The organism is Amycolatopsis sp. NPDC050768 (genome assembly GCF_040654155.1).
In the GTDB taxonomy this organism is placed as follows: Bacteria; Actinomycetota; Actinomycetes; order Mycobacteriales; family Pseudonocardiaceae; genus Amycolatopsis.
On sequence record NZ_JBFAHL010000007.1, the window covers coordinates 69,638 to 87,207 of the forward strand.

14 protein-coding genes are annotated in these 17,570 nt (G+C 71.9%); 9 read left to right on the forward strand and 5 right to left on the reverse strand.

Features of this window, described 5'->3' with window-relative positions:
- Positions 1-16 precede the first annotated feature (16 nt).
- Together AB0H62_RS21430 and AB0H62_RS21435 are read right to left on the reverse strand one after the other, a co-directional pair.
- Entirely contained in the window at positions 17-736 is a 720-nt protein-coding gene (locus tag AB0H62_RS21430) for an MBL fold metallo-hydrolase (protein ID WP_220239282.1), read from the reverse strand.
- Positions 729-3,623: an aconitate hydratase gene (locus AB0H62_RS21435; protein ID WP_360587659.1), complete on the reverse strand. Its 2,895-nt coding sequence runs from the start codon at positions 3,621-3,623 to the stop codon at positions 729-731. Before AB0H62_RS21435 ends, AB0H62_RS21430 begins: the two co-directional genes overlap by 8 nt.
- Before the next feature lie 106 nt (positions 3,624-3,729).
- Here AB0H62_RS21435 and AB0H62_RS21440 point away from each other — a divergent pair, with 106 nt between their 5' ends.
- Complete coding sequence (locus AB0H62_RS21440) at positions 3,730-4,698, forward strand: threonine/serine dehydratase (protein ID WP_360587661.1); 969 nt, start codon at positions 3,730-3,732, stop codon at positions 4,696-4,698.
- A gap of 65 nt (positions 4,699-4,763) precedes the next feature.
- Here the strand turns inward: AB0H62_RS21440 and AB0H62_RS21445 are convergent, their stop codons facing one another.
- A complete protein-coding gene (locus AB0H62_RS21445; RefSeq protein WP_220239285.1) occupies positions 4,764-6,320 on the reverse strand; it encodes a gamma-glutamyltransferase in 1,557 nt (518 codons plus the stop codon).
- Between the two features lie 115 nt (positions 6,321-6,435).
- Between AB0H62_RS21445 and AB0H62_RS21450 the strand changes: the two genes are divergently transcribed.
- The 7 genes from AB0H62_RS21450 (at position 6,436) to AB0H62_RS21480 (ending at position 13,478) form a co-directional block, all read left to right on the forward strand.
- Positions 6,436-7,305, forward strand: a complete 870-nt coding sequence (locus tag AB0H62_RS21450) for a MurR/RpiR family transcriptional regulator (protein WP_220239286.1) — start codon at positions 6,436-6,438, stop codon at positions 7,303-7,305.
- 20 nt (positions 7,306-7,325) lie between these two features.
- Positions 7,326-8,273, forward strand: a complete 948-nt coding sequence (locus AB0H62_RS21455) for a pyridoxal-phosphate dependent enzyme (protein WP_360587663.1) — start codon at positions 7,326-7,328, stop codon at positions 8,271-8,273.
- A 111-nt stretch (positions 8,274-8,384) separates the two neighbouring features.
- Positions 8,385-9,719: a M14 family zinc carboxypeptidase gene (locus tag AB0H62_RS21460; protein WP_360587665.1), complete on the forward strand. Its 1,335-nt coding sequence runs from the start codon at positions 8,385-8,387 to the stop codon at positions 9,717-9,719.
- 201 nt (positions 9,720-9,920) lie between these two features.
- Positions 9,921-11,036 carry an alpha/beta fold hydrolase gene (locus AB0H62_RS21465; protein WP_360587667.1) on the forward strand — a complete coding sequence of 372 codons (1,116 nt, stop codon included), beginning with the start codon at positions 9,921-9,923 and terminating at the stop codon, positions 11,034-11,036.
- Between the two features lies 1 nt (position 11,037).
- Entirely contained in the window at positions 11,038-11,931 is an 894-nt protein-coding gene (locus tag AB0H62_RS21470; RefSeq protein WP_220239290.1) for an alpha/beta hydrolase, read from the forward strand.
- Between the two features lie 10 nt (positions 11,932-11,941).
- Positions 11,942-12,742: an enoyl-CoA hydratase/isomerase family protein gene (locus AB0H62_RS21475; protein ID WP_255637808.1), complete on the forward strand. Its 801-nt coding sequence runs from the start codon at positions 11,942-11,944 to the stop codon at positions 12,740-12,742.
- Positions 12,743-12,893: 151 nt separating this feature from the next.
- Positions 12,894-13,478, forward strand: coding sequence for a CGNR zinc finger domain-containing protein (locus AB0H62_RS21480; RefSeq protein ID WP_220239291.1), 585 nt, complete (start codon positions 12,894-12,896; stop codon positions 13,476-13,478).
- Positions 13,479-13,523: 45 nt separating this feature from the next.
- On the opposite strand, the gene AB0H62_RS21485 is transcribed toward AB0H62_RS21480, so the two are convergent.
- The gene (locus tag AB0H62_RS21485) at positions 13,524-14,081 is read right to left on the reverse strand and encodes a hypothetical protein (RefSeq protein WP_360587670.1); all 558 of its coding nucleotides are present in this window, start codon (positions 14,079-14,081) and stop codon (positions 13,524-13,526) included.
- Between the two features lie 290 nt (positions 14,082-14,371).
- Here AB0H62_RS21485 and AB0H62_RS21490 point away from each other — a divergent pair, with 290 nt between their 5' ends.
- Positions 14,372-16,582, forward strand: coding sequence for a phosphocholine-specific phospholipase C (locus tag AB0H62_RS21490; protein ID WP_220239293.1), 2,211 nt, complete (start codon positions 14,372-14,374; stop codon positions 16,580-16,582).
- Between the two features lie 207 nt (positions 16,583-16,789).
- Here the strand turns inward: AB0H62_RS21490 and AB0H62_RS21495 are convergent, their stop codons facing one another.
- Entirely contained in the window at positions 16,790-17,386 is a 597-nt protein-coding gene (locus AB0H62_RS21495) for a hypothetical protein (protein ID WP_360587671.1), read from the reverse strand.
- Positions 17,387-17,570: the final 184 nt, after the last annotated feature.

A 17,570-nucleotide genomic window follows, 5' to 3' on the forward strand; every position in this document is an offset into this window, starting at 1 on the left:
GGCGGAGACCCGCGCCTCAAGACGGCGCGGGCGGGTCGTCGGTCAGCGGGTCGGGCGCGAGCACCTCGAGGTCCACGCGCGGGAACAGGTACCGGCCGGGCAGCCCGGCCTCGATCGTGAACGGCCGGTCGTGGCCGGGGTACACCACGTCGGCCCGGCTCCGCACGAGCTCGATCGACGCGGCGGCCGCTTCCTCGCTCGCCGCTGTGGTGGCGCGGCCGGCACGCAGGGCGCGGGACGAGGGGACGGCGTCGCCGGTGAGCAGCGCCGTGCCGTCGGCGGTCTCGACGGTGAGGCCGAGCGAACCCGCGGTGTGGCCGGGCAGCCCGGTGATCGTGACGCCGGGCGCCAGCTCGAGCCCGTCGATGCTGCCTTCGTGCAGTGCCAGTCCGGTGAAGATCGCGTCCGTCCACGGAGGAGCCACCGGGTCGCCGGGCGCGCGCCCGCGTTCGGCCGGGTGCAGGAACACCTCGGCGTGGCCGAAGAGGTCGGCGTTCTGCACGTGGTCGTAGTGGGCGTGGGAGAGCACCAGCGTGTCGACGTCGCGCACGCCGAGCCCGTGGCGGGCCAGCGCCCGGTGCAGCGCGCGGCGGCGGCCCGCGTGACCGCAGTCGAACAGGATGCGGCGCCGCGGCGACTGCACGAGGTAGACACCGCAGAACCCGATGCTGCCCTGGTCGGACGAGAGGCCGTAGCCGAGCAGCAGCGGTTCGACGACGGGCGCGGGATCAGTCAAGCTCACCTCGCAGGATCAGGCGGTGGACATACGGCAGCACCCCGCCGTTCGCGTAGTAGGTGGCTTCGCGCGGGGTGTCGAGCCGGGCGCGCACGGAGAACTCGAACGCCGGTCGGTCCGCCGGGCGCACGCGCACCGTCAGCGGCCGCGCCGGATCCTCGACGACGTCGGCGATCCCGGTGAGGTCGAACTCCTCCGTGCCGTCGAGCCCGAGCGAGGCCGCGCTGTCGCCGTCGAGGAACTGCAGCGGCAGCACGCCGAGCGCCACGAGGTTGGACCGGTGGATCCGCTCGAACGACTGCGCCAGCACGGCTTTCACCTTCAGCAGCGCGGTCGTCTTCGCCGCCCAGTCGCGCGACGAACCCGTGCCGTACTCCTGGCCGGCGATCACGATCAACGGCACGCCGGCCGCGGCGTAGGACTGGGAAGCCTCGTGGATGGGCACCAGCGCGCCGTCGCGCGTGAAGTCGGGGGTGACGCCGCCGCCGGCGTCCGGGGCGAGCAGGTTGGCCAGCCGCGGGTTGGCGAACCCGCCGCGCACCATCACCTCGAAGTTGCCGCGGCGTGAGGCGTAGGTGTTGAGGTCGGTCTCGCCCAGCGCCGTGAGGTAACGCCCGGCGCTGCTCGCCGCGGGGATGCGGCCGGCGGGGCTGATGTGGTCGGTGGTCACGGAGTCGCCCAGCAGCAACAGCGTGCGCGCGCCGGTCACGTCGGTTGGCGCGGCGACGGTTTCGGTGACCTCGTCGAGGAACGGCGGGCGGCGCAGGTACGTCGAGTCCGGCTCCCACGCGAAGTGGTGGCCGTCGGACTCGGGCACGCCGGCCCAGTGCTCGTCGCCGCCGAACACGTCGGCGTAGGCCTCGCGGAACAGCTCGGGCGTGAGGTGCGCGCGCACGACCTCGTCGATCTCGGCGTCGTCCGGCCACAGGTCCGCGAGCAGCACGGGCTGGCCGTCGGCGTCGACCCCCAGCGGCTCGCTGGTCAGGTCGTGCTTGACCGAACCGGCCAGCGCGTAGGCGACGACGAGCGGGGGAGAGGCGAGGTAGTTGAGGGAGACGTCGTTGTTGATGCGGCCGTCGAAGTTCCGGTTGCCCGACAGCACCGACGCCACCACGGCGCCGCGCTCGGCCACCGCTTCGGCGGCGCTGGGCAGCAACGGGCCGGAGTTGCCGATGCACGTCATGCAGCCGTAGCCCACGAGCTGGAAGCCCAGCTCGTCGAGCGGCCCGGTCAGCCCGGCGCGCGCCAGGTACTCGGTGACGGTCTTCGAACCCGGCGCGAGGCTCGTCTTCACCCACGGCTTCGCGGTGAGGCCCCGCGCGCGGGCGTTGCGCGCGAGCAGACCCGCGGCGACCATCACATGCGGGTTGGAGGTGTTGGTACACGAGGTGATCGCTGCAATGGCTATCGCACCGTCAGCCGCGGCTCCGCCGGGCCCTACGGCGCTATCGCCATCGCTGTGTTTTTTGGCCCCGGCTCCGCCGGGGCGTGCGAGATCGCCTTTGAGCCGGCTTCCGGATTGGGCAGTCGGATCGGCCGGGGGCCGATCGGACCGCCCAATCCGGAAGCCGGCGCGATCTCGCTGGTGGGTCGCGTCGACGGAGTCGGGTTCTTGATGGTGGGGTGGCTCGGGGGACGGTGCTTCACCGCGCGAGGAGCGCACGTGCTCGATTGCGGCCGTGGCGTTGGCCGGCACGGCGGCGAGCGGCACGCGGTCCTGGGGCCGGCGGGGGCCGGCGAGGGAAGCCGTCACAGTGGAGAGGTCGATCCGCAGGCGCTCGTCGTAACGCAAGTCCGCCGAAGGATCGTGCCAGAGGAGCTGTTCCTTCGCGTACTTCTCCACGGAGGCGACGTGGTCCGGCGTGCGGCCGGTGAGGCGCAGGTAGCCGGTCGTCGCGGCGTCGATGGGGAACATCGCCGCGGTGGCGCCGAACTCGGGGCACATGTTGGAGATCGTCGCGCGGTGCGCGAGCGGGATGCGCGCCACGGCGTCGCCGGTGAACTCCACGAACTTCCCGACCACGCCGTGCGCGCGCAGGGTTTCCACGACCGTGAGGACGAGGTCGGTCGCGGTGACGCCGGGGCCGAGTTCACCCGTGAGCTCCACGCCGACCACGGGCGGCACCAGCATGCTCAACGGCTGGCCCAGCAGCGCCACCTCCGCCTCGACGCCACCGACACCCCACGCCAGCACACCCAGCGCGTTGACCATCGTCGTGTGCGAGTCGGTGCCGGCGCAGGTGTCCGGAAACGCCCAGCCGTCGCGGCGTTCCACCACGCTCGCGAGGTACTCGAGGTTGATCTGGTGCATGATCCCGGTGCCGGGCGGCACCACGTGCACGCCGTCGAGCGTCTCGCCCCACTTGAGGAAGCGGTAGCGCTCGGCGTTGCGGGTGTACTCGATCTCGACGTTGCGGCGCAGGGCGTCGGCCCGGCCGGAGACCTCCGTGGCCACGGAGTGGTCCACGGTCAGGTGGCTCGGGATCCGCGGGCGCACGCTGCGGGGATCGCCCCCGGCCGCGGCGACGGCGTCGCGCAGCGCGGCCAGGTCCGTGAGCACGGGCACGCCGTTGGTGTCGTGCAGGAACACCCGCGACGGGGAGAAGGCGACGACGTCGTGGGCCGCGTCGGACCCGCCGTGCACCAGAGCCGTGATGTGCTCGGCCGTGACGGTGTGGCCGTCTTCGTGGCGCAGCAGGTTCTCCAGCAGGATCTTGTGGCTCAGGGGCAGCCGCTCGGAGCCGGGGACGGCGTCGAGGCGGTGCACCCGATAGCGCTCGCCACCGAGGTCGAGGCGGGCGAGGCTGCCGAAGCTGTCGGGTCCTGAGGTGGCTGCGGTGCTCGGCGCCGGGGTGTTCGGCGCGGCGGTATTCGGCGCTGTGCTCAAGGCGCTCCTTCCATACAGCTTATAGGCTATAATAAGCTCGGAAGTGAGACCAGTGGCCCTGGCGGAGCGTCCGGGGCCCATCCGGAGAACCCCCGAGGAGCCCAGCGTGCCCACCCTCTTCGACCGCATTCTCGACGCGCACCAGGGCATCCGCCCGCAGGTGCCGGTGAGCACGCTCGAACGCAGCCGGCTGCTGTCGGACGAGCTCGAGTGCGAGGTGTGGCTCAAGACCGAGCACCTCATGCCCACCGGTTCGTTCAAGGTGCGCGGGTCGGCCAACAAGATCCGCGTGCTCGGCGAGAGCGCGAAGCGGACCGGTGTGATCACCGCGTCGACCGGCAACCACGGCCAGGGCGTGGCCCGCGCCGGCAACCTCGCCGGGGTCGGGGTCACCGTGTATGTCGCCTCCTACACCACGCCGGCCAAGATGGCCGCGATCCGGGCGATGGGGGCCGAGCTCGTGGTGGTCGAGGGCGGTGCGCTCGACGCCGAGCAGGAGGCGCGCCGGCAGGCGGAGCGCCTCGGCAAGCCGTACGTGGCGCCCTACAACGACCTCGACACCGTCGCGGGCCAGGGCACGCTCGGCGTCGAGCTGGCCGAGCAGGCGCCCGACCTCGACGCCGTGTTCATCTGCACCGGGGGCGGTGGCCTGATCGGCGGCACGGGCACGGCGCTGAAGCAGCTGAGCCCGCGGACGAAGGTCGTCGGCGTGTGGCCCGAGGCCTCCACCTGCATGCTCGACTCGCTGAAGGCCGGCGAGATCATCGAGACGCCGGAGTTCCCCACGCTGTCCGACGGCTCGGCCGGCGCGGTGGAGCCGGGCTCCGTCACGTTCGGAATCTGCCAGGAAGTGATCGACGAGACGGTCACGGTCACCGAGCCGGAGATCGCCCGTGCCATGCGGAAGATCGCCGAGGGGGAGCGCTGGATCGTCGAAGGCGCCGCCGGTGTCGCGGTCGCGGGTCTGATCCGCACGGCCGAGCAGTACCGGGGCAAAAAGGTCGCGGTCGTCCTTTGTGGACGGAATGTGGCGCTCGAGACGTTCCTGGGCGCGATGGCTCTCGCGCAGGAGTGAGCCGGGTGGGGTGGCGGGCCGACGGCTCGCCACCCGGGCCCTTCAACCGGGCCGCAGGCGCCCGGTCACTCCGGGACCACGGCGGCGGAGCCGTCGGAACGCGGGTCGCTGCCGGCGGTGAGGGTGCCGTCCGGCGCGAGCGAGACGACGTTGGTGTGGCCCAGGAACTCCGTGCGCGCAGGGACTTCCCGCAGCGGGAAGCCGTCGGCGGCGAGGTCTGCCACGGTCTCGGCCGCGAGGTCGGCTTCGTGGTGCACCGTGTCGGAGGCCTGGCCCTCGGCCCGCGCGCCGACGACCCAGCGCGGCGCACTCACGGCTTCGGCCGGCGAGTCGCCGGCCAGCAGCCGCAGCAGCACCTGCGCGTGGATCTGCGGCTGGCCGTGCCCGCCCATCGTCGAGTTCACCCAGCGGACGCGCCCGTCCTCGCGCGTGACGAGCACGGGCATCAGCGTGTGCTTGGGCCGTTTGCCGGGCGCGATCACGTTGGGGGAGCGGGGATCCAGCGAGAAGCTCGTGCCGCGGTTCTGCAGGATGATGCCGGTCTCCGGTTCCAGCACGGCGGCGCCGAAGCTGTCGAACACGCTCTGGATGATCGACACGGCGTAACCCGCGGAGTCGGCCGCCGCCACGCCCACGGTGTCGCCGCGCGGGATCGAGGGAGCCGCCACCGCGTCGGCCGGGCGCGGGTCTCGCAGTCCCGCGATCAGCTCGGCGAACCCGTCGTTCTCCACGTCCGTGGCGGCGAAGGCGGGGTCGGCCAGCAGGGTGTCGCGCACGCGCGTGCCGTCGTGGAACAGGCGGCCCAGCACGGCGGCCGGGGCCGTCCACGGAGTGGCGGCGAAGCCCAGCTCGGCCAGCGCCCGCACGGTCCGCAGCAGCGCGAAGCCCTGCGTGTTGGGCGGGCTGGTGTGCACGCGGAAACCGCTCAGCGGTGCGGAAATCGCGGCCGTGTCCCTGGCCACGTACCCGGCGAGGTCGGCTGTCGTGAGTGGACAGCCGAGGGCCCGCAGGCCACGGGCCAGGGCCGCGCCCACCGCGCCTTCGTAGAACTCGCCGGGTCCGCCGGACGCGATCGCGCGCAGCGAATCCGCGAGACGTGGCTGCACGAGCAGGTCGCCTTCGCGAAGGGACGCACCGAACACCGCGCGCGAGCCGGCGTCGGCGTCGAGGAGCGCCCGGTCCGTCACGAGCGCGGCGGCGAGCGAGCGCGCCACGGGGACGCCTTCGGCCGCGTACCCGATCGCGGCGGCGAACTGGGCGGACCAGTCCAGCGCGGCACCGTGACCGCGCAGGGCCTCCCAGCCGCGTACCGCGCCGGGCACGGTGATGGTGTCGGGCCCGCGTTCCGGCAGCCGCTCACCGTGGCGGGCGCGCAGTGCGGCGAGGTCGCGGGCGGCCGGCGCTGTGCCGGTGGCGTTCACACAGGTGATCGAGCCGTCGGGGGTGCGCACGAGGGCCACGAGGTCACCGCCGAGAGCGGTGTTGTGCGGATAGACGACGGTGAGTGCAGTCGCGGCCGCGAGCGCCGCGTCGATGGCGTTGCCGCCCGCGCGGAAGGCCTGCTCCCCGGCGCGGGTGGCGAGGGCGTGCGGCGAGGCGATGGCGCCGGTGATCGGGGACAAAGCAGCTCCTTCTTCGCGGCGGGCGGGTGTGCGCGGCGAGGCCCGGGGCAGTCCCGGCCCGGCGGGGTAAGCTGCGGTCACTGTAGCAGTGACGACAGAAACGGCACTAGCTGAATTGGATACTTCAGAACCGCGCACCCTCGCGAGCCGGGTCAACCACGAGTGGACCCGGCTGAGCAAGACCGAACGCGTCGTCGCGCGGTACCTCGTCGCGTCGCCGCCGCAGCGGATCATGCTGGCCACCGCCGGCGACATCGGCCGCACCACGGGCACGAGCGACGCCACGGTCGTCCGCACCGCGCGCCGGCTCGGGTACGCCGGGCTCCCGGACCTCAAAGCCGCGCTGGGCGAAAACTTCACCACGACCGCGCCACCCCAGATCAGCGAACGCCTCCAGCTCTCCCGCACGGCGCGGGACTTCTCCGCCACCTCGGAACGGGTCCTGGGTGACGCCCGTGAGCGGATCACCGGGCTCGGCCGCAAGACCGACCCGGCCGCGCTGGCGAAGGCGCTGCAGCTCATCGCGCCCGCGGCCACGGTCTTCTGCTACGGCTGGGGCGTCAACGAGCTCAGCGCCCGCTACCTCGCCCTGAAGCTGAACCGCATCGGCAAGTTCGCGGTCTTCTCCGGCGCCACCGGCTTCACCCTCGCCGACGACCTGCTCAGCCTCTCCGCCCGCCACGCCGTGGTGATCTTCGCGCCCGGCCGCGCCTTGCCGGAGCTGGAGCTGCTCGTGGCTCACGCCCGCGCCGCCGGGGCCGGGCTGATTCTCGTGACCGAGAACCTCGGCGAGGAGCTCACCAGTGCTGTCGACGTCGTCCTGCGCGACGAGGCGTCCGCGGGCGGGCTCACCGCCGAACCGCTCGGCGGGATGCTGCTGGCCGACATGCTCGTGCTCGCCACGATGGCCGTCGGACGCGACCCCGCCGTCGACACCTACGAACTGCTCACCCGCCTGCGCCGCGAACTCGCCCCGGAAGCCTGACCCGTCCCCGAAGGAGAGCCATGCCCCTGATCGCCGACGCCATCCTCGACCAGGCAAGGGAAACGGTCACGCGTAACCTCGCGCCGACCCCACTCCTGCCCTTTCATGCCGCCGGTCTCGACGTGCCGGTGTTCCTGAAGTACGAGGGCGCGCAGCCCACCGGCTCGTTCAAGGTCCGCGGCGGCGTCACCGCCCTCACCGCGTACGCCGCCGACGGCACGCCGGTCGTCACGGCGTCGGCGGGCAACCACGCGCTCGGCATCGCGCACGCGTCGCGGCTGCTCGGCGCGCAGTCCACAGTGGTCGTTCCCGAAGACGGTTCCCCGGCCAAGATCTCGGCGCTGCGCACCTACCCGGTGGACCTCGTGCTCGCGCCGGGCGGCTACGACGGCGCGGAAGCGAAGGCCCTGGAGCTGGCGGCCGGCGGGATGAAGTTCGTGTCCGCCTACAACGACCCGTACGTGATCGCCGGCCAGAGCACCCTCGTCGGCGAGGTGGCCGACAGCTTCGGCGAGGACTTCACGATCGTCGTGCCCACGGGCTCGGGCGGGCTGCTGGCCGGCACGGCGCTCGGCGCCCGTCGCGCGAAACCGGACGTGCGCGTGGTCGGCGTCGAGTCCGCGGCGTGCCACGCCGTGTCCGCGGCGGTCGCGGCGGGACACCTCGTGACCGTGCCGGTGGGGGACACCATCGCCGATGGGCTGGTCGGCAACCTCGAGCCGGGCACCATCACGCCGGACATCGTGCGTGAGGCCGGCGTCGAGCTGGTCGACGTCGACGAGCCCGCGATCCGCCGCTCGGTCCGCGAGTTCGCGCTCACGGCGGGACTGGTGGCGGAGGGTTCGTCGGCCGCGGCGCTGGCCGCGTTGCGCGAGGGCCTGGTCCCGCTCGACCGGCCGATCGTGCTCGTGGTGTCCGGGCGCAACATCGCCGCCGAGCTGCTCGCCACGATCCTCACCGAGGGCTGAGCGGGAGTTCCGACTTTCGTGGGTGTGCCGGGTTTGTCCCGGGCCGCCACACTGTGCGTTGCGGGACGGTCACCGTCGGTCCGTCCCCCGACGCATCCGTGAGGAGCCCCGATGAAGGTCAGGTCGTCGTGGAAGGCCGCGCTGGCGGCGGTCGGAGTGCTGGTGGCGGGCCTGTCCGCGGGCGCCACCAGCGCCACGGCCGCCGCGCCCGGGTCCGGCGCGCCGGTGTTCTGGCGGGTGCCGGTGACCGCGGACCAGGTGGCGGGGCTCGCGCGCGCCGGGTTCGACGTCGCCGAATCCGACCGTGAAGCCGCGTACGTCGTGGGGGACCAGGCCGTAGCCCGGAAGCTGCGGACGCTGGGGTATCAACCGTCGTACTTCGACACCGTCTACAAGGACGTGCCCGCCGCGGCAGCGCGGGCGGCCGCGGCCGACACCTTCTACGGCGGCTACCGCACCGTCGCCGCGCAGGAAGCACACCTGACCCAGGTCGCCTCGGCGCACCCGGACCTGGCGACCGTGTACACGCTCGGCTCGTCGTGGAAGAAGACCAAGGGCCAGGGCGGACACGACCTGAAAGCCATCTGCCTCAGCAAGAAGCAGGCCGGCGACTGCACGCTGTCCACGGCCTCGGCCAAACCGAAGTTCGTGCTGATGGCCCAGATCCACGCGCGCGAGATCTCGACCGGCGAGCTCGCGTGGCGCTGGATCGACTACCTCGCGAACGGCTACGCCGGTGACCCGACCGCGAAGTCCATTCTGGACACCACCGAGGTGTGGGTGATCCCGATCGCCAACCCGGACGGCGTGGACATCGTGGCCTCGGGCGGCAACTCGCCCAAGCTGCAGCGCAAGAACGCCGACAACACCCGCGGCGGCTGCTCCGGCACCAACGTCGGCATCGACGTGAACCGCAACTCCACTTATCAGTGGGGCGGGGACTCGAACTCGCCGTGCGCCGAGACCTATCAGGGCGCGAGCGCCGGTTCGGAGCCGGAAACCCAGGCGCTGGAGAAGTTCTTCCGGGCGATCTACCCCGTGCAGCGCGGCACCGGCAACAACGACCCGGCGCCCACGACCGCGCGCGGCACGATGATCACGCTGCACAGCTACGGCAACGACATCGTGATCCCGTGGGGCTTCACCCAGGCGACCTCGCCAAACGACGCGCAGTACCGCAAGCTGGGCGCGAAGTTCACCGCCTCCAACGGCTACGTCGTGGGCACCAACCGCGAGACCGTCGGCTACGACACGAGCGGCACGACCGACGACTTCACCTACGGCACCCTCGGCGTCGCGAGCTTCACCTTCGAGGTCGGTGCGTCGAGCGGCACGTGCGGCGGGTTCCTGCCGAAGTACTCCTGTGTGGACAGCACGTTCTGGCCGAAGAACAAGGGCGCGTTCATCACCGCCGCGCAGGCAGCCGCCGCGCCGTACCGGCAGTGAGTGCGGGCTACTATTTCCGTTCACTTCTGTCGTAACTCGGCACGAAGACGGTCCTGAGTCGGGAACCTCCGGGCACTGACTCTGTGATCTGTGGCCGGAGTCACCTGGCGTGGCTCCTGGTATGACAGAGGCTAACGGTCTACGGTTGGGTCATTCACCGGCAGTCGCCCGACGCCGGGACGACCTGATCGGGGAAGATCCATGGCCGAACCGACCGTCTTCGTGCACGGGTTCCTCGACGACCACCGGGTCTGGGACGGGGTCGTCGGGGCGCTCCCGGCCGACGGCGAGTACGTGGCCGTGGACCTCGCCGGCAGCGGCGACCGTGCCGCGGAGGCGGGGGCGTTCACCTACGACCGGTTCACGGCCGACGTGCTGTCCACTGTGGACGCTATCGGCGGCCCGTTCCTGCTCGTGGGCCACAGCATGGGCTCGGCTGTGGCCGAGCTGGTCGCGGCGGCACGGCCCGAGCTGACCAGCGGGCTGGTGCTCGTGAACCCGGTGCCCCTGGCGGGCACGCGCCTGCCCGACGAGGCCATCGAACCGTTCCGCTCGCTGGGCGAGGCCGGAGCCGAGGCGCAGCGCGCGGCGCGGGCGAACCTCTCGCCGAACCTGAGCGCCGAAACCTCCGAACGGATCGGCGCGGCCGGCCTGCGCCTGCGTCCCGAGGTGGTGCGTGCGTTCGCCTCCTGCTGGAACAACGGCGCTCCGGAAGGGCACGCGCCGAGCGGGTACCCGGGTCCGGTGCTCATCGTGCGCGGCGGGGACGACCCGTTCGTCACGGCGGACCTCGTGGCCGGCGCCGTCGCACCCCGCTTCGCCGCGCCCGTCACGGAGGTGGTCGCCGGCGCGGGCCACTGGACGCACGCGGAGGCGCCCGCCCGTCTCGCCGAGCTGATCGCGGGCTTCGCCGGCGGCCAGGCGCGCGGCTGGGCCGCGGGGTTCTCGCGCAAGACCGCCGACGCGTTCGGCGAGACGTTCGCCGAGGACGTGGTCCTCGAAGCCGGCACGCTGCTCGAACCCGTCGAAGGCCGGGAGAACGTGCAGCGCGTGATGGCCGCCGCCAGCGGGATCTACGAGTCGCTGAAGTTCACGCACCAGACCGAGTCCGGCGAGCGCACCTACCTCGAGTGGGAGGCGGTGGCCTTCGGCGGCGCGACGCTGCTCGGCGTCACTGTGCTGACCAAGGACGAGGCCGGCCGGATCGTGCACGCGGCCATCCACCACCGCCCGCTCGGCGGCGCGCTCAAGTTCTCCGCGGAGCTGGGCCGGCGCCTGCCCGACCTCGCGGCCGCTCACTTCCACCAGGAGGCCTGACATGACCACACGAAGCGACATCGAGTTCGCCGGCGAGGACGGCGTGACCCTGCGCGGCTGGCTGTTCGTGCCGGACGCGCCCGGGCCGCGGCCCGCCATCACCATGGCCCACGGCTACGCCGGCGTGAAAGAACACGGCCTCGAACCCTTCGCCGAGGCGTTCGCCGACGCCGGGTTCGTGGTGCTGGTGCACGACCACCGCACGTTCGGCGCCAGCGACGGCACCCCGCGCCAGGACGTGGACCCCTGGCGCCAGATCGCCGACTGGCGCCGCGCCCTCACCTTCCTCGAAGCCCGCCCCGAGGTCGACCCGGAGCGGATCGGCTTGTGGGGCACCAGCTACGCCGGCGGCCACGCGATCGTGCTGGGCGCCACCGACCGGCGGCTCAAGGCCGTGGTCGCGCAGGTGCCGACGATCAGCGGTGTCGAGCAGGGCCTGCGCCGCGTGCCGCCGGACGGCGTCGCCGCGCTGGAGCACGCGTTCGCCGAGGACGACCGCGCGGTCGGGCGGGGTGAACCCCCGCGCAGCCAGACGATCGTGAGCACGGACCCGGCTGTGCCCGCCTCCTACCGCGCGCCGGACGCGGTCGGGTTCTACCTGCAGGACATCCCCGAGGGCAGTTGGGAGAACCAGGTCACCGTGCGCTCCACGCGTGCCGCGCGGATGTACGAGCCGGGCGCGTGGGTCAGCCGTGTGTCGCCGACGCCGCTGCTGCTGGTCGTCGCGTTGAACGACACGATCACCGTGACCGACCTGGCGCTCGCCGCCTACGAACGCGCCCTGCAGCCGAAGGGGCTCGAACTGATCCCGGGCGGGCACTTCGACCCGTACGTCACCGAGTTCGCCCGCTCCAGCGCCGCCGCGCGGTCCTGGTTCGAGCAGCACCTGTCCTGAGGAGTCCACCGTGCCGCAGCTTTCCCTGACCCGAGACGGTGCCGAGGACGCCGCCGTCGCCGTGCTCACGCTCCACAATCCGCCACAGAACCGCATCGGCGTCCCGATGACGACGGAGCTGGTGGCCGCCGTCGACGAGATCACCGGCAGCGGCGCCCGTGCCGTCGTGCTGCGCGCCGAAGGCCCGGACTTCAGCTACGGCGGCGACATCGTGCCGTGGGAAGGGCAGGACGGGCGGGAGCTGCGCGCGTCGTTCGAGCTCTTCCTGCGCGCGTTCAACGCGTTCGAGCAGCTGCCGGTGCCGGTGATCGCCGCGGTGCACGGGTTGTGCTTCGGCGGCGGCTTCGAACTGGCGCTGCGGGCCGACGTGCTCTTCGCCGGCGAGTCGGCCCGGTTCGGCCACCCCGAGCAGACGCTGGGGATCGTGACGCTGCTGGGCGGGATCCACCGCGTCGCCGCGCGGGCGGGCCGGGCACGGGCGATGGAGTGGGCGCTCACCTCCGAGCCGGTGCCGGCGACGGTGATGGCCGAGGCCGGCGTCGTCAACCGGGTCGTCCCGGACGAGCAGGTGTTCGCCGAGGCGCTGGCGTTCGCGCGCCGCGTGGCGCAGGGCCCGACCCGGGCGCACGCCGTGCACAAGGCGCTGCTGCGCACGTGGGAGGTCGGCGGCACGGCGGCCGCGGACCAGGTGCTGTTCGACCTCTCGATGCCGCTGTTCGAGACCGGCGACGTGCGGCGCGGCCTGGCGTCGGCGATCACCGCATACAAGGCGGGGCAGCCGCGGCCGGTGCTGACGTTCGACGGGCACTGAGTCGTCGGACCGCCGTCAGCCGACGCAGCCGAACGCCGTCCACCTGCGTCGGCCGGGGCGGAATGCCGGTTCTGTCTTGCGTGCAGCTCGGAGGCGGTATAGTCGAGCCGACAGAGTTGATGACGTGATGGCTCTGCCGGGAGGAGTACGGATGAACTGGCCGGCGACGGATCGCTACGAGCTCGAGGTGAGCCCGGGCGGGCTGGGTTTCGTGCACGACCTGCTCAACACGCTCTCGGCCGGCAAGCCCCGCGAAAAAGACCTGCTCGCCGAGGTCGGTGACGCGCAGAAGTGGCTGGACAGCGCGCTGGAACGGTGGGCCGGGGCCACCGAACGCCCGGCCGAACGTGTCCAGTTGTCCGGCGACGACGTCGAGCGCCTGCGCGACCTGCGCGAGGAGCTGCGCGACTTCACCGACCACGACCCCGAAGCCGGCGCGGCGCTGCTGCACAGCGCGCCCGTGCTGTTGCAGCCCGGCGCCGACGGCTGGATCCGGCCCGAGCCCCGCGGCACCGGCTGGCGGCGCGTGGCGTCGATCGTGCTGATCGAGGTGCTGGAGGCACAGCGCGCCGACCGCTGGCGGCGCCTGAAGACCTGCCGCAACAAGCGCTGCGCGGTCGCCTTCTACGACCGCTCCCGCAACAACAGCGGCGTGTGGCACAACGTGCAGATCTGCGGCAACGCGGTCAACCTGCGCGCCTACCGCGCCCGCCGGCGTACCCAGCAGAGCACCTGACCCGCGACGGGTGCCCGGACCTCGAGTCCGGGCACCCGTCGCGGATCAGTACGGCATCTCGTGGATGTCGGTGATCTGGTCGGCGGCGTTCACGGCGGCGTCGGCGAACAGCCCGCTGCCGCCGTACTGGCTCAGCACGCTCTGCAGCTCGATCCCGGTCGAGCACTCGGTGGGAGGGCATGTCTCGAACGGGAAGCCGGCCGGGTCGACGGACTCGATCGTCGCGTTCGGGGCCAGCGGCAGCCGGTGCGGACCCGGCACGTCGACGAGGTGCGGGCCGGCTCCGCCGTTCGGCGCCAGTGTGACCAGGAAGAACTCCGCCATCCCGCTCGCGCGGTCGTAGCGGTTGAACCGGACCTCGAGGCTCTTGCCCGGGAACTTCAGCCCGGCGGCGGCCGCCGCCACCGGCTGCTGGGACTGGCCCGGCTGCTGCGCGGAAGACGACGGGGCCTGCGTTGCGGTCGGGGCGACGGAGGTGGACAACGGGGCTGACGGAACCGGTGCCGGCGGTGCGGCGGGCGCACCCGAGCACGCGGTGGCGAGCACCGCCGCCGAAACGGAAGCAGCGACGAGAGCGCCTCTGAACACGGTTGTCCGCGTCATGTGATCATTCCCCCAGGATTCGCGAAAAGCTTGCTGTCACGGGCAAAGACGGCTGTGCGCGCCCGGCGTTGCGGCTGTGATCAACCCGTGACTCACGGGTGCCCTCGCGGTGGCCGGCTGTCCGCTCTGTCCGGTGTGGACTGCGCCGGTCGGACGAGCCCGGCCACGGTTCCCACGCGCGTCGAGGAGTGTTCAGGTCGAGTTCGCCCTGAACCAGTTCCGCGACCGTAGGTTTCGGCCGTCCCACGCGCTCTCTCGCGCGTGCCGGCCGTTACCGGAGGTTCTCACCCATGTCCGATCTTTCCCGAAGAGGTTTCCTCGGCGCTGCCGCGGCGGTCACCGGTGCCGCGGTCGTCGGCGGCGGCGCGCTGGCCGCCACCGAAGCCGAGGCGTCGCCCCGGCCGCCCGTCCCGTCGAAGCGGTACGGCGACCTGCGGGACATCAAGCACGTGGTGATCCTCATGCAGGAGAACCGCAGCTTCGACCACTACTTCGGCTCGCTGAAGGGCGTTCGCGGCTTCGGCGACCGCTCGGCGATCACGCTGCCCGGCGGCAACTCGGTGTTCCAGCAGCCGACGACGGCGCCCACCACCCCGGCCGGTGGTACTCAGTTCCCGTGGAAGCTGTCCGACGCCAAGGTGTCGCAGTACCCGGCCAACCACCAGCCGCCCACCTCCGAGGTCGGCGCGCAGGGCTACGGCGGCACCTCGCACAGCTGGGACGACCAGCACGGCGCCTGGTACGGCGGCCTCATGAACGGCTGGTACTACGCCAAGGGCGGCCCGACCACCCTCGGGTACCTCGACCGCTCGGACATCCCGTGGCACTACGCGCTGGCCGACACCTACACCGTCGGCGACGCCTACCACTGCTCCGTGCTCAGCGCGACCGGCCCGAACCGCACCTACCTGTGGAGCGGTTCGATCAACGCCGACAAGTTGCACGGCGACTACGTGGCCTTCAACGGCGGCGACGAGCTCGGCAAGCACCTGCTGTGGGAGAGCTACGCCGAGTCCCTGCAGAAGACCGGCTACTCGTGGAAGGTCTACCAGGGCTCCGACAACTACGGTGACAACGGTGTCGAGTACTTCGACACCTTCGCCAAGCTCGACCCGTCGCAGGGCGGCACCGCCGCGCCCGGCAACGTGTTCTACGACAACGGCGTGGCGATCGTCCCCGAGCCGCACACCGGCCTGAGCGCCAACGCCGACAACCTCACCGACGCCCTGCGCGCCGACGTGGTGGCGGGCAAGCTGGCGAAGGTCTCGTGGATGGTCACGAACCAGGCCTTCTCCGAGCACCCGGACGGTTCGCCGAACGACGGTGCCTACTACGTCAACAACGTCCTCGAGGCCCTCAACGCCGACCCCGAGGTCTTCAACTCGACGCTCGTGATCATCGACTACGACGAGAACGACGGCCAGTTCGACCACGTGCCGCCGCCTGTGCCCGCGCCCGGCGCCGACGAAGACGAGTTCTACCTCGAGTCCTCCGGCGCGCTCGCCAATGCCGGCCTCACCAAGCCGATGCCCGTGGGCCTCGGTTTCCGCGTGCCGCTGCTGCTGATCTCGCCGTGGACCCGCGGTGGCTGGGTCACCTCGGAGGTCTCCGACCACACGTCGGTGATCCAGTTCCTGGAGAAGTGGACCGAGGCGCTCGGCAAGACCGCGCACTGCCCGAACATCAGCGCGTGGCGCCGCAGCGTGTGCGGTGACCTCACCGGCTCGTTCGACTTCCACTCGCCGGTGTACGGCCTGCCGCGGCTGCCGAAGACCACCGTGATCGGCGACCCGGCCGGCGGTTCGTACCAGCCGCCGGTGACCACGAACAAGATGCCGAAGCAGGAGCCGGGCACCAAGAAGGCCCGAGCTCTGCCGTACCAGCCGAACGCGAACCTCGACGGGTTCACCACCTCGCCCGGCTCGACGCAGGCGAAGCTGTCGTTCAGCAACAACGGCAAGCACGTGCGCAAGGCCAGCCACTTCGCCGTGTACGACAACACCCAGGCGACCCCGTCGCTCAAGGACTACCCGGCGAAGTTCCCGGGCCAGTACACGGTCGCGCCGTCGAGCACGATCTGGGACAAGACCGTGCCGGGTGCGGTGCAGCTCGCCGGGAACCGCTACGACATCACGGTGGTGGGCCCGAACCGGTTCCTGCGCCAGTTCACCGGCGACCTCGACGCCGCCGGTCAGACCGCGAAGGTCACCGCCGCCTACTTCGACGGCATCCTCGGCTTCGGCTCGCGGCCGCGGCTGCTGCTGGAGCTGGAGAACAACAGTTCGCGGCCGGTCACCTTCACCGTGAAGCACAACCAGTACTCGGACGACCGCCCGAAGACCTACCGCGTGTCCGCGCACGGCCGCACGCTGCACTCGGTCGACCCGTGCGGTTCGGACCACGGCTGGTACGACGTGACCGTGACCCTGGACGGCGACAAGTCCTGGTCGCGTCGCTACGTGGGCCACCTCGAGGACGGTTCGGACAGCATCACCGGCTGACGCCGGAGGAATGGCAAGGGCGCGGGTGCGCGAGGGAAGGCTCGCGCACCCGCGCCCACACCAGGTCATCGCCCGGGCCCATCGCGGCGCACCCGCCACAGCAGTGGAGTGCCCGTTTCTCGTGGCGGACTGCCCGAAGGACACGTGCGTTTCCCGGCCGCGTGTCACGTGGCCGCAACAGCCGGCCTCAGCCGGGACCGGCCTGGCTCAGCTGGTGATCTCGATGTCGGGCAGCTCGTCGAGCTTGCCCTTCGGCAGCTCCTCGACGGCGGCGAACACCTTCTTCTGGTGCTCCTTGATGCGCTCGTCGAGCAGACGGCTCAGCTCGAAGGCGAGCCGGCCGGTCTGGCGGACGGTGAGATCGTCGACGAGCGGGTGGATCGCCGAGGTGATCACGATGCCCTCGGGGCTCCCGTCGGCCGCCTGCGAGACCCCGATCGAGTAGACCTCGCGCGGGTTGGCCTCGCCGAGCACCAGGTGCTTGCGGATCTTGCGCAGCAACCCGTGCCACTCGAGCACCTCGCCCTGCACACCGGTGGCCTTCAGGTCGTCCTCGGTCAGGCCCATGCCGCGTTCGCCGGGGCGGAAGCAGCGCGCGTAGGAGTTCAGGGCCGAGACCCACAGCGATTCGATCAGCACGGGGTCGCGTTGTCCCTCGCCCCGTTCGAGCTCGACGACCAGGCGTTCGCAACAGCGCAGCGTGAACTGCAGGTCGTCGAAGATCGCCGCGAGGTCGGCCAGCGCGAGCGCCAGCGGAGTCCTGAGCTGGCGCGCGTTCTTGACCGGTGCCGTGGGTTGGGACATCCCGGACGCTCCTGTCCTGCCGGCGGAAGTGTTGCGGCCATCACACCGCACCGCGGCACAGTTGCGTGTCTCAATGTGAAACAGAGTTGTCTGCCTCGGCTCCGCCGAGGCGTGCGAGATCGCCTTTGAGTCGGTGTTTCGTCGGGGCGGTCGGATCGGCCTGGCGGCCGATCGAACCGCCCCG

Excerpts from the sequence above, each read along its gene's own strand:
- AB0H62_RS21495 (WP_360587671.1), bottom strand. The coding sequence starts at position 17,386 with ATGTCCCAACCCACGGCACCGGTCAAGAACGCGCGCCAGCTCAGGACT.
- AB0H62_RS21460 (WP_360587665.1), top strand. The coding sequence starts at position 8,385 with ATGAAGGTCAGGTCGTCGTGGAAGGCCGCGCTGGCGGCGGTCGGAGTG.
- AB0H62_RS21455 (WP_360587663.1), top strand. The coding sequence starts at position 7,326 with ATGCCCCTGATCGCCGACGCCATCCTCGACCAGGCAAGGGAAACGGTC.
- AB0H62_RS21480 (WP_220239291.1), top strand. The coding sequence starts at position 12,894 with ATGAACTGGCCGGCGACGGATCGCTACGAGCTCGAGGTGAGCCCGGGC.
- AB0H62_RS21465 (WP_360587667.1), top strand. The coding sequence starts at position 9,921 with ATGGCCGAACCGACCGTCTTCGTGCACGGGTTCCTCGACGACCACCGG.
- AB0H62_RS21485 (WP_360587670.1), bottom strand. The coding sequence starts at position 14,081 with ATGACGCGGACAACCGTGTTCAGAGGCGCTCTCGTCGCTGCTTCCGTT.
- AB0H62_RS21490 (WP_220239293.1), top strand. The coding sequence starts at position 14,372 with ATGTCCGATCTTTCCCGAAGAGGTTTCCTCGGCGCTGCCGCGGCGGTC.
- AB0H62_RS21470 (WP_220239290.1), top strand. The coding sequence starts at position 11,038 with ATGACCACACGAAGCGACATCGAGTTCGCCGGCGAGGACGGCGTGACC.